10 protein-coding genes are annotated in these 12,274 nt (G+C 48.5%); 4 read left to right on the top strand and 6 right to left on the bottom strand.

Annotation, left to right across the window (positions count from 1 at the left end; translation table 11 throughout):
- Positions 1-54: 54 nt before the first annotated feature.
- The 5 genes from H6B30_RS11055 to kdsB all read right to left on the bottom strand — a co-directional run bounded on the left by H6B30_RS11055 (position 55) and on the right by kdsB (position 5,628).
- The gene (locus H6B30_RS11055) at positions 55-1,131 is read right to left on the bottom strand and encodes a site-specific integrase (RefSeq protein WP_205110577.1); all 1,077 of its coding nucleotides are present in this window, start codon (positions 1,129-1,131) and stop codon (positions 55-57) included.
- 92 nt (positions 1,132-1,223) lie between these two features.
- Positions 1,224-2,129 carry a helix-turn-helix domain-containing protein gene (locus H6B30_RS11050; protein ID WP_205110575.1) on the bottom strand — a complete coding sequence of 302 codons (906 nt, stop codon included), beginning with the start codon at positions 2,127-2,129 and terminating at the stop codon, positions 1,224-1,226.
- A gap of 248 nt (positions 2,130-2,377) precedes the next feature.
- Complete coding sequence (mnmE, locus tag H6B30_RS11045; protein ID WP_205110573.1) at positions 2,378-3,802, bottom strand: tRNA uridine-5-carboxymethylaminomethyl(34) synthesis GTPase MnmE; 1,425 nt, start codon at positions 3,800-3,802, stop codon at positions 2,378-2,380.
- Between the two features lie 366 nt (positions 3,803-4,168).
- The gene (locus H6B30_RS11040; protein WP_205110571.1) at positions 4,169-4,864 is read right to left on the bottom strand and encodes a tRNA1(Val) (adenine(37)-N6)-methyltransferase; all 696 of its coding nucleotides are present in this window, start codon (positions 4,862-4,864) and stop codon (positions 4,169-4,171) included.
- Positions 4,865-4,866: 2 nt separating this feature from the next.
- Positions 4,867-5,628, bottom strand: coding sequence for a 3-deoxy-manno-octulosonate cytidylyltransferase (gene kdsB, locus H6B30_RS11035; RefSeq protein ID WP_205110569.1), 762 nt, complete (start codon positions 5,626-5,628; stop codon positions 4,867-4,869).
- A 165-nt stretch (positions 5,629-5,793) separates the two neighbouring features.
- On the opposite strand from kdsB, the gene H6B30_RS11030 reads away from it, so the two are divergent.
- The 4 genes from H6B30_RS11030 (at position 5,794) to H6B30_RS11015 (ending at position 10,846) form a co-directional block, all read left to right on the top strand.
- A complete protein-coding gene (locus H6B30_RS11030; protein ID WP_205110568.1) occupies positions 5,794-6,903 on the top strand; it encodes a phosphatidylinositol-4-phosphate 5-kinase in 1,110 nt (369 codons plus the stop codon).
- A gap of 53 nt (positions 6,904-6,956) precedes the next feature.
- Positions 6,957-7,403, top strand: coding sequence for a NanQ anomerase/TabA/YiaL family protein (locus H6B30_RS11025; RefSeq protein WP_205110566.1), 447 nt, complete (start codon positions 6,957-6,959; stop codon positions 7,401-7,403).
- A 6-nt stretch (positions 7,404-7,409) separates the two neighbouring features.
- A complete protein-coding gene (locus H6B30_RS11020; RefSeq protein ID WP_205110564.1) occupies positions 7,410-9,485 on the top strand; it encodes an alpha amylase C-terminal domain-containing protein in 2,076 nt (691 codons plus the stop codon).
- A 200-nt stretch (positions 9,486-9,685) separates the two neighbouring features.
- Complete coding sequence (locus H6B30_RS11015; protein WP_205110562.1) at positions 9,686-10,846, top strand: DUF6057 family protein; 1,161 nt, start codon at positions 9,686-9,688, stop codon at positions 10,844-10,846.
- 374 nt (positions 10,847-11,220) lie between these two features.
- Here H6B30_RS11015 and hisC read toward each other — a convergent pair whose 3' ends face one another.
- The gene (gene hisC, locus H6B30_RS11010; protein ID WP_205110560.1) at positions 11,221-12,261 is read right to left on the bottom strand and encodes a histidinol-phosphate transaminase; all 1,041 of its coding nucleotides are present in this window, start codon (positions 12,259-12,261) and stop codon (positions 11,221-11,223) included.
- Positions 12,262-12,274: the final 13 nt, after the last annotated feature.

The raw sequence follows: 12,274 nt of genomic DNA, 5'->3' as shown, positions 1-12,274 counted from the left end.
TGACGATAGGATTATATTGAACCCAATCCTAACTTCTTGCTACAGAAGTATTTATCAAGCGACCAATCTGGGCGCACTTGCATAGATTTGAGTAGTGGTGACATTCTTATGTGTCAACATCTTCGATACTGTGTAAATGTCTGTACCTAAAGAGATTTGGATGACGGCGTATGAATGACGAAAGCAGTGGAAGGTTATGTGCTTTCTGATTCCGGCTTCTGCAATCCATTGTTTTAGGGGATGATGAGTCATGGAGCGAGTTAAGCCTTTGAAGACTTTTCCGGTGCCCCATTCGCCACACAACTCCAGTGCCTCCTGACTGATTGGGAGGGTGGCCTCGGTTTCAGTCTTTTCGGTGCAGATACGGATATAGTAACCTTGATCCGGACCGACTTCAAAATCATGCCAGTCCAGCTTCAAAATATCACTGATACGGAGGCCGGTCATGCAGGCAAACAGGGAGGCCTGTTTCAAGACTGGAATTTTGCAGGGTGTAGCTGCCAGTTTCTTGACTTCATCAAGTGTCAGATACTCTTTCTTGACCTCTTTCCATTCTATCTTTTCCAGGAAGTCGTTCAAGTTCTCACGCAGCATCTTCTCTTTGTAGGCTATTTTCAACAGGGCTCGAAAAGTAGAATAATAGCCGGCTGCCGAATTACGTGAGATATAAGCATTGGGATGATTGATTTGTTTGCATTTGAGCAGGTAATCCCTGAACTTCTCGCACAGTTCCACGGTGACATCGCCAAAGGTACATTTACCGCCGACAAATTTCTCAAAGTGATTATAAACGCAATCCCATTTCTCATACTTTTCTCGTGCCTTTGTCCGGAAGTAGGCAAGGAAATCTACCTTTTGTTTGTTCTTGTCCAGGAACCCAAATTCTTCATTAATAAGCGACTGGACACGGATACAGCGGATTGCCTCTGCTTTGTTCAGCATGTCCTGATTGAACATTCTTTGCTGCTCGTTCTTGGGTTTGGCATAGATGTAGATACCAAGGAATTCCCGGCGACTCATCTTCATCGTATAAGGATTGCGGATGGCCGGATAATAATCCAGATAAAGAGATATGCGGTCGTTACGCAATGGCTTTTGTCTCAAAGTTACGTTGGTGCATGTAAGTGTCATAGCTATATTGTTTTTTGATTAATACTTGTTTTTGTTGCAAATAAAATAGGTGTTCTAATGGTGGTATTTATCACCGGAAAATAACTTTCGACTCATTCTATCTTTGGAGGCTCAAAGAACTTGTCCAGCTCTGCCCGCAGGATCTTGGTATATTTACCGACCTTGATACGGGGAATATTATGGTATTTCACATAATGGTAGAGTTGATCTCGTGTCAGATTGAATCGCTCCATCGCTTCGGCAATGGTGTAGTATTTGGGCTCTTCTGGGGCAATGAGACCTTTGGCAATGTCCACATGCTTTTTGGAGTAGTACACCATGATGCCGACCTTCTTCTTGGGAATGGCATTCTTTGAAACAAAAGAATAGATGGCCGTCAGTGTCATACCGAACTTCTCCTGTATGTCTTGCGTGCTGTACCATTCCTTGATTTCAGGATCGGGAGCTTTCTTTGCAAAGTAGTCATCAATATGCTTTTTGCTCCAATAGGTTTTACCACGGTGAAAGGTTCGTGGAATATTATATTCCTTAGCGATATGAAATATCCAGGAATCCTTTACTCCATACTTTTCCTTGACTTCAGCGGTAGTGTAGAAATCATTAATGGAAGGTTTGTCTCTGACTGGAATCTTAAATTCTATAGATTTATTGAATAAGTTATCAATATCTTCTTTTTTCAATAGAAATTTATATCCAAGTCGGGTGGCTTTTAGCTCACCTCTTTTCAGATAGCCATAAAGAGTAGGTCGGGTTACTCCAATGTATGTGGCAGCTTCTGTAATAGTAAGAATAGGTTTGTCTCTGATTTTTGCAATCGGCTTCTCCTTGATGACTTTTTCGACAACTTGGTTGTTAGCCTTAATAGAAGCCTCACGTTTCTTCTGTTTATACAGAAGGTTTGCACATCTGTGCGAACAACAGGTTGTAGTTGTTTTATGCGCAATGAATTCTTGCTTGCACCACGCACAGATTCGTCTGATTTCAATGTTGCTACTCATGTTATTTCTCCTTATTTCTCCAATATTTTGTATAACTCCGTAAAATCCCGTAAAATGGCGTAAAAGTTCTCCACGACCTTACCAACGAAAATCCTCAGATTTCGTGGTGAGGTACACAGGAGGTACAAAAAATGGCGTAAAAAGGCTTAGCAACGATTATCAACGATACTTGAGCAACAAAAAAGGCGCCCGTAAAGAGCGCCATATTAATCGATTATAATCAATTTAACTATTTGATAATCAAATGTTTACTTGCCGATGCAAAAGTGGCTAAAGATGTTTTTTAGTACCTCTTCTGACGAGAATTCGCCAAGGATTTCGTTGAGGTGGTAGATACATTCGCGCAGGTCTTGTGACAGAAGGTCGGCCGGAAGGTTGGTGTTAAGGCCTTCTATCACCCTGGTGATTGCTTCGAGCGATTTGGTGAGGGCTTCATAGTGTCGGAGGTTGGTGACGATGGTGTCGTTGGCAGACATATCGGGAACGTCGGCCAGTTTGACAAGAAGAGATTTTAGCGTGTCGATGTTCGTGTTGTGTTTTGCAGATATCGTGACCGTATGGAATTGGGCACTATCTTGATCGTGCACAATCTCGTTCAAGAGCGGCGGTATTTCTGCTGTAATATCACATTTGTTCACGGCCAAAATTACCTGTTTGCCGCTTAGCCGGCCTGCCACCTGGCTGTAGAATTGGCTGAAGTCGCCTGCCGGCCTTTGCAGGTCGTACATCATTATTACAATCAGCGCCTTGTCCATGGCCATGAAACTGCGCTCAATGCCCATTGCCTCAATTTTGTCATTGGTGTCGCGTATGCCCGCAGTATCGATAAATCTGAAAGTCAGCCCCTCTATGCAGACAGTGTCTTCAATCACATCACGCGTAGTGCCATGCACATCGCTAACGATAGCCTTGTCGTCGTTGAGCAATGCGTTTAGCAGCGTCGATTTTCCGGCGTTAGTCTCACCGATGATGGCAACGGGTATTCCGTTTTTCAGCGTGTTTCCGGTTCCGAACGAGTTGGCCAGCTTTGCAATGGTGTGCTCGATAGTCTCGGCGAGTTGCCTGAGTTCATCCCTGTCGGCAAATTCAAGCTCCTCGTGGTCGCTGAAGTCAATTTCCAGTTCAACGAGCGATGTGAGGTGTAGCAGGTGGTCGCGCAGTTCCTTTAGTTTCCGGCTGAATCCGCCTCTCATTTGGTTCATGGCCACCCTGTGCGCGGCCTCAGATGACGAAGCAATCAGGTCGGCCACAGCCTCAGCCTGGCTCAGGTCCATCTTGCCGTTCAGAAACGCTCGCAGAGTGTATTCTCCCGGCCCAGCGGCCCGACATCCGTTGTCGATGAGCAATTGCATGGTTTTCTGCAATATGTAAGAAGAGCCATGGCATGATATCTCGACAGAGTCTTCGCCAGTGTAAGAGTGGGGGGCACGGAAAATGCTTACCAGCACATCGTCCACCACCTGTCCGTCAGAACCGCATATATGTCCATAGGTAACAGTCCCCGCATGGCGTTGGGCCAGAGATACGTGTGGTTTTGACGAAGGTGTGAATATGTTGTCGGCTATCGTAATGGCATCTTTGCCTGAAATGCGTATTATGCCCAAGGCACCGCCTGTTGCAGTGGCAACGGCGCATATAGTGTCGTTGGTGTTTGATATGTTGGATGGAGTCATCTTGTTGCGTATAATGTCTTAACTTTTTAGGTTGTATCCGTGTTGCCCTATGCCCCACCTTGAAGCGCCCGTAACTGGCTGAGTTTGAGAGAGAACCATCATCCCTGTCGCCTTTTCGTATTGTTATTTTACTTGTTAAATCATCGTTGCATAACCCATTGACATTTAGATAATTATCAATATAGGGCGTTTCATGCCGCAATATGTGCCGTTTCGCGTTGCAAAACATGCCGTTCTGCATCCTAAAATCGGCCATATCGCTCGACGAGGTGACAGCGGGTGGGGGATTGAACGCCATTTTGTAATGAAACATTCAATTTGCAATATTCTGTGGGCATGGCGTTTCCGGCCCGTTTGCCGGATAGTTTAAATATAGAAGTCGGCCATCAGCGTTGCGTGCTTCGGGTCGTTGAGAGTCAACTCTTCGCATTGCGCTGCCGGCTGTGGCCGCTTGGCATAAGCCAGCATAACCCTCTTTGGCGGCTTTGTCTCTTTTGTCCTGACATAGCACCTGCGCTTCTCAAACAGTCCGGCAATGGCGGCTGCAGCCTCCATGTGGTGGAGGTGGTCGGCCGGTAGAATCATTGAAAACTCGCCCTCACCTGCAAGCAGCCTGAACACGTGGCTTGCCAACTCGTCGTATGTCAGTGATGTGTTGTGCCTGCTCAGTGTCCGCTTGCTGTCGGGGCACTCGAGCGAACCTTGAAAATAAGGCGGGTTGCATGTTATTGCATCGTAAGTTCCGCCGCCGAATTGCTGCATCGGTTGGCAAACCACCTTCATGCGGCTTGAAAACGGCGACGCAGCCATATTTGCTGCAGCCTGGGCAGCTGCGTCCGGGTCGATGTCTATGCCGGTCACGCATGCGTCGGCGCAGCGTTGGGCAAGCATAAGTGCAATTATGCCTGTGCCTGTGCCTATGTCAAGCACGTCAAGCCTCTCACCTCCGTTTGGCGGCAAACCTGCCCACGCGCCCAGCAGTGTGGCGTCTGTTCCCACTTTCATGGCACATCTATCCTGCCAGACAGTAAACCTCTTGAATCTGAAATAGTCGTTAGGCATCGCTACTCACGGTTGCATGCAGTTTGTGATGCAAGGTATGCTTCGGCTTTTTCCAGGTCTCCGGGTGTGTCTATGCCAATGGTCTCGATGTCGGTAATGCCCACCTTTATCCTGTATCCGTTTTGCAGCCACCGCAGCTGCTCCAGGTTCTCCGCCATCTCCAGCGAACTTGGCGGCAGGCATGTTATTTCCTCCAACACTTTGCGCCGGTAGCCGTAAAGCCCGATGTGTTTGAGGAAAGGGTAGTGGCCGGCCCATTCATTGGCCTCTGCACCCCTGACAAACGGTATCACGCTCCGGCTGAAATACATCGCATAGCCGTTGTTGTCTACCACTATCTTAGGTGAGTTTGGATTTGATATTGCCACCATGTCATGTTTGAAGGCAATGCCGAGGGTGGCTATCTGGGTGGCCTTATCGTCGAAGCAGTCGCAAAGGGCCTTGATTTGCACCGGACTGACAAAGGGTTCGTCTCCCTGTATGTTTATGATGACGTCACAACCGGAGCCTATCTTTTCCATTGCCTCACGTATCCTGTCGGTTCCGCTGCGATGGTTGGCCGAGGTCATGACCACATTTCCGCCGAATGCCTTTACCGCGGAGCTAATCCGCTCGTCGTCTGTTGCCACATATACAGCGTCGAGCACCTTTGCCGCACGCTCGTAAACATGCTGTATGACAGGCTTGCTGCCCAGTGGCGCAAGTGGTTTGCCCGGGAAGCGGGTAGAAGCGAACCTTGCCGGAATTATACCAATAATGTCCATAACTATCTGTTTTGATTGGCTTGAAAGAGGCCTCAGCCTCTCTTTCTGGATTATCTGAATGCAAAGTTATAAAATAATGGATTGATAATCAGTTAAAAAAACTAATCTTTTTGGGCACGTGCGGTTTTTTTATTACTTTTGGCAATAATTTTAAGAAGAAACATTTTGAGACATATTATATTATCATTGTTCTTTATCCTACCGTCATTTGTGTGCGCCCAGAAAATAACATTGGGCACCTGCACGACGAAAGACGGCGGGGAGTATAGTGGCGAGATGGTGGGGGGCAAGCCCCAGGGCAAAGGCAAAGCCACTTACAAGAATGGCAACCGCTATGAGGGTTCCTATGTGAAAGGCAAGCGCCAGGGCTATGGCGTATATACATTCTTCGATGGCGAGAAGTATGAAGGCCAGTGGTTTCAGGACCAGCAGCACGGGCGAGGCACATACTACTTTGCCAACAACAACAAGTATGTAGGCCTTTGGTTTCGCGACTACCAGCAAGGCCATGGCGTAATGTATTACTACAATGGCGACAAGTATGACGGAGAGTGGAAGCAAGACCACCGGAACGGCAAGGGCACGTATACATTTGCCAACGGAGCTTATTACAAAGGCGAATGGTTGAACGACAAAAAGAACGGCAAGGGCTTCTTCGACTGGGGCGACGGCTCTACATACGACGGGCAATGGGTTGACAACCAGCGCTCTGGCCGCGGCACATTTAAGTATGCCGATGGCGACGAATACACCGGGCAGTGGAAAAACGACATCCAAAACGGGAAGGGAATATACAAGTTTAAGAACGGTGACGTTTACGAAGGAGATTACGTTCAGGGCGAGCGCACCGGCGTAGGTATATTCAAATATGCCAACGGAGATAAATATACCGGCCAGTTTTTCGAGGGAGACAAGCAGGGGCAAGGCACTCTTGTCTGGAAAAACGGCAATGTGTATGTCGGCGAATGGAAAGCCGACAAGCCCAACGGGGCAGGGAAGCTGACCACAAAGGCTGGCGATGTGTTTGAAGGACAGTTCAAAGACGGAAAGATAAACGGCCAAGGCATAGTTAGGTATGCCGACGGATGGAAGTTCAAGGGCACATTCAAAGACGGAAAGCGCAACGGCCCGGCCATAGAAGAAGACAAAGACGGCAACCGCTTTGAGGGCTCATATCTTGATGATGTGCGCGACGGGCGTTTTGTAGAGAAAGACCGCAACGGCAACGTCACGGCCAAAGGAGTATACATACGCGGCCATAAGAAGTTGGATTGAACCTGATGATGGATTGATATATGAATTTAAGTCTAATTTAATATTTAACAGTTATGGTAGTAGATACACTTGATAATCTGGAATTTTACAAGGGTTTGAATCCTTTGTTTGAAGATGTTGTTGAGTTCGTAAAGACGCATGACTTAAACAAACTCGAAGCAGGTAAGTATCAAATAAAAGGCGACGACCTTTTTGTCAACATAACGACAGCCAAGGGCAAGACCCCCGACGAAGCCGTGCTTGAGACACACAAGAAGATGATTGACATACAGATTCCGCTGTCTTGCGCCGAGACCTACGGATATACTCCGTTGTGCAACCTGCCCGACGCAGAGTACAACGCAGATAAGGACATCACCAAGATGCCCGGTTTGGCTGCCGACAGCTATGTGACTTGCCAGCCGGGAATGTTTGCAATATTCTTCCCCCAAGACGGACATGCCCCATGTATTTCAGCTGAAGCAGAGATAAAGAAGGCCATTTTTAAAATTTTAGCTTGACGCAATATGGTTGATAAGAAAGCAACAGGCCGCAAAAGAAAGGCAGAAGGTAAGCAGCCAGCCAAAGCGGCAGACAAGCATATCGGATTGGTTAAGAACGACCCGTGGCTTGAACCGTATGAGGACGCAATACGGGGCAGGCATGACCATGCTTTGTGGAAACTGGGGCAGATCACTGCCAACGGCAAGAAGGCGTTGGCGGACTTTGCCAGCGGGCACCTCTATTTCGGCCTTCACAAGTTGGCCAAGGGCTGGGTGTTCCGTGAGTGGGCACCGAACGCCACTGAGATATACCTCATAGGCGATTTCAACGATTGGAAAGAAACACCTCGTTATAAGCTTAAGCGCATAGAGGGAACCGGCAACTGGGAATTGCGACTTAGCGAAAAAGCCCTTAAGCACGGCGACCTTTACAAGATGAAGGTGAAGTGGCCCGGGGGCGAGGGTGAGCGCATACCTGCATGGTGCCAGCGCGTTGTGCAGGACGACAATACTAAAATATTCTCAGCCCAGGTGTGGAACCCGGAGAAACCATATGTGTTTAAGAAGAAGAAATTCAAGGCCGACAAGTCTCCTTTGCTTATTTATGAGTGCCACGTAGGCATGTCGCAGGACGCCGAGAAGGTTGGTTCATACCGTGAGTTCCAAGACAATGTGCTCCCGCGCGTCATCGCCGACGGTTATAACTGCATCCAGATAATGGCCATACAGGAGCATCCTTACTATGGTTCATTCGGATATCATGTCAGCTCTTTCTTCGCTCCTTCAAGCAGGTTTGGCACCCCCGATGAACTTAAGGAACTAATTGACACCGCACATCGCAACGGCATTGCCGTCATCATGGACATCGTTCATTCGCATGCCGTGAAAAACGAGGTTGAAGGGCTGGGCAACCTGGCCGGCGACCCCAACCAGTTCTTCTATCCGGGCGATCGTCACGAACATCCGGCATGGGACAGCTTGTGCTTTGACTACGGCAAGGACGAGGTGCTGCACTTCCTTCTCTCAAACTGCAGATATTGGCTTGAAGAGTTCCATTTCGATGGTTTCAGGTTCGACGGGGTCACTTCGATGCTGTATTATAGCCACGGCCTTGGCGAGGCTTTCTGCAATTATGGCGACTACTTCAATGGCCATGAAGACGACAACGCCATCTGCTACCTGACTTTGGCAAACAAGCTGATACATGAGGTCAACCCCAACGCCATCACAATAGCAGAAGAAGTGAGCGGAATGCCGGGCCTTGCGGCCAAGTTCGAAGACGGAGGCTATGGCTTTGACTATAGGATGGCGATGAACATACCAGACTTCTGGATAAAGATAATCAAGGAGAAGAAAGACGAAGACTGGAAGCCCAGCTCCATATTCTGGGAGGTAAAGAACCGTCGTCCGGACGAAAAGACCATCAGCTATTGCGAAAGCCACGACCAGGCTTTGGTAGGAGACAAGACCATAATATTCCGGTTGATAGACGCAGACATGTATTGGCATTTCAAGATAGGCGACGAAAACGAGACCGTCCACCGGGGTATTGCATTGCACAAGATGATACGCTTGGTGACGGCAGCGGCCATCAATGGAGGCTACCTCAATTTTATGGGCAACGAGTTTGGGCATCCCGAATGGATAGACTTCCCGCGCGAAGGCAACGGTTGGAGCTATAAGTATGCCCGCCGGCAATGGAATCTTGTTGACAACAAGGAGTTGGACTATCACTACCTGGGCGATTTCGACAAGGATATGCTCAAGGTTATAAAGAGCGTAAAGAACTTCCAGTCGCTGCCCTTGCAGGAAGTGTGGCACAACGACGGCGACCAAGTGCTCGCATTCAGCCGCGGCGACCTTGTGTTTGTATTCAACTTCAGTCCCACACGGTCGTTTACGGATTATGGGTTCCTTGTGCCGACAGGCGCTTATGACGTGGTTCTGAACACAGACTCAAAACTCTACGGAGGCAACGGGCTGGCTGATGACACCATGACCCACGTTACGAATTTCGACCCCTTGTATGTCCAGGACCACAAAGAGTGGCTGAAGCTGTATATACCGGCCCGCTCTGCAGTGGTGCTGCGCAAGAACTGAGTGGCGATGAGTTATAACTGAATATACTTTTGTCACATGGTCAATGGCAGGAATTGCCATCTAAATCCTTTCATGGGGTGCGCCCCGTTCAATCTGAAGAACAGGGGGCGCCCCATAAATTATGCAAGGCTCAGCATTGTCAAGCCTCAGGCACATAGGTCATGTGTACGTTTAAACGAAACAAGTGCATTAAATTATAAATGAGTTATACCAATCATAGAAGTGCAGACGGGCGCGTCAACTTGATGAAAGCTTTGTGCGCTGTTCTATTCTGTGGCTTTTCATTTGTCTATCTGCTGTTTTATCAGGCAGACATGCTTGCCGTGGCACAGCATATACTGAGTGGTGGCGTCACGACATACAACGGACTTATCGGTGCCATCATCATCACTTTGGTGTTAATGCTGCTGCAAGTTGGCGTGTCATCATTGGCGCGCCTCGGTGCAAAGTCGTACGCACTGACTTACTTCCCCTCTGCATTGGTTCTCGCTTTATTGTCAAGCATGAGCCCGGACGAGGCTGGCAAGATTGCCTTGGGCTTCGCTTGGTGGCTGGCCGTGGTGTTCTTGCTGCTGTGGGCAGGCTTGTGTGTCGTGCTGCGCCGCGTTCCCTCAGGACCCCCGAAGGGGGAGGACAGCTTTGTACAAGTGACAGACGTGCTGTGGAGAAACGTCATGCTGATGTCGGCAATCTTCCTTTTTGTGGGCTTTGCCGGCAACAACGACTCAGTCATGCATTATCGCATGAAAGCCGAGGGCATGCTTGTCAAGCGTGATTTTGCCGGGGTGCTTGCCGTTGGAACGAAGTCTAACGAAGCCGATGCTGCCCTGACACAACTTCGGGTGTATGCTCTGGCTCGCGAGGGTCGGCTGGCCGACGAACTGTTCAAATATCCAGTGAAGGGAACTTCAAGCGACATGATACCAATGGACGGTGCTACCAGGTGCCTTCTTTACCCCAACGACAGCATCTATAGGTTTCTTGGTGCCAAGCCAGCCAAGCCAATGGACGCCAAGCTATACCTGTCTGCATTGCAGCATTCAGGCCACGCGTCCGAGGCGGTACGTGACTATGTGCTGTGCGGATATCTCATAGACCGCGACCTGGACGGATTTGCCAATGCCTTGCCGAGGTATTATGAAATCAACGACAGCCTGCCGCAGCATTACCGCGAAGCCCTGACATTATACACACATTTGCGCGCCAATCCTGTGCTTGTGTATCACAATGATGTCATGGACACCGATTATGAAGATTTGCAAGAACTTGAAAAGACATTCGCGTCTGACGAAGAGCGTAACAACGCCGTTCGTCCACAATACTCAAGTACATACTGGTGGTATTTCGAATATGGGCATTGACAGTGGAAACGCATGTGATTTTCATGGCAAAATGATTAATTCAATATCCGGCCAAAGGTGTTTTGGCCGGATATTGAATTATGTAGCCACAAGCAAGATGCGCAAATGAAGTATACTGTCATGGCATTTTCATGCAACAAGACGCCAACAGGTTTGCACTGATTTTGCCCTCCATGAACAGTAAAAAGCCATTGGGGCACCGGCGAAGGAAGCAAATTGGCGGATGGAGCAAGGCTATTGCCATTGCAGCTTTGCCAAGAACGTAATAAGGAAATAAGCATATCAACATGTGACAAAGGGATATGCAGGGCTCAACAAAAGCCAAACATATCCCCTTTGCACATAAAACTATATACGGCCGTCACGCCTCAAGGCTAACCAATTCGCTGCCTCAAGGCTGCCAACAGTTCGTTGTTTTCAGTTTTGGTGCCTATCGTTATCCTCAGGCAATTGGCACACAGGGCAACCTTGTTGCGGTTTCTTACAATTATTCCTTTCCTTACAAGATAATCGTATGTTGCCTGTGCATCGTCCATCTCGGCAAGGAAGAAGTTGGCATTGGTAGGATACACTTTCTTGCAAGATGGCAACATGCCAAAGGCATCAATCATTCGTGTGCGTTCAAGCAGTATTATCTTAATCCACTTGTCCACCTTATACGGGTCTTTGAATGCCTCGATAGCCTGTTCCTGCGTCAGCGAGCTTATGTTATATGGATATTTCACCTTGTTGAACAGGCTGATAATCTCCTTTGAGGCAAAAGCCATGCCAAGTCGGATGGCGGCGCATCCCCATGCCTTGCTCATGGTGTTGAGCACGATGAGATTTGGAAATTTGTCCAAGTCGAGCCTGAAAGGCCTTTCGGTAGAGAAGTCGCTGTACGCCTCGTCGACTATCACAAGTCCATGGAAACGTCTCAGCACTTCTTCAATCTCATTGCGTTTCAGGTTGTTGCCTGTCGGGTTGTTGGGGCTGCAAAGCCAAATCAGCCTTGTGTCAGCATCGCATGCCGACAGCAAACTGTCTGCATTCATCTGGAACCCATTGTCAAGCAACACCGGCCTGTACTCTATATCGTTGATGTCTGCGCATACTTTGTACATGCCATAGGTCGGCTCTATGGCAACAACGTTGTTCACCCCAGGCTGCGTAAAGCATCGGTAAGCCAGGTCAATGGCCTCGTCGCTGCCGTTGCCGAGGAAGATGCACTCTGCCGGAACCCCCTTGACTCTTGCCACAAGCGTTTTGAGTTCGCTTTGCAAAGGGTCGGGATATCTGTTCAGAGGACTGTTGTAAGGGTTCTCGTTTGCGTCGAGAAACACATTCGCCGTGTGCCCGCTGTATTCATTGCGGGCACTGCTGTACGGAGAAAGGTTCCATATGTTGGGTCTTGTCAATTCTTTTAAATCCATCATTGCTTATATTTGG

Source organism: Marseilla massiliensis, from assembly GCF_016899955.1.
In the GTDB taxonomy this organism is placed as follows: domain Bacteria; phylum Bacteroidota; class Bacteroidia; order Bacteroidales; family Bacteroidaceae; genus Prevotella; species Prevotella intestinigallinarum.
The sequence above is the reverse complement of the archived record's forward strand: the minus strand, read 5'-3'. Positions and strand labels throughout refer to the sequence as shown.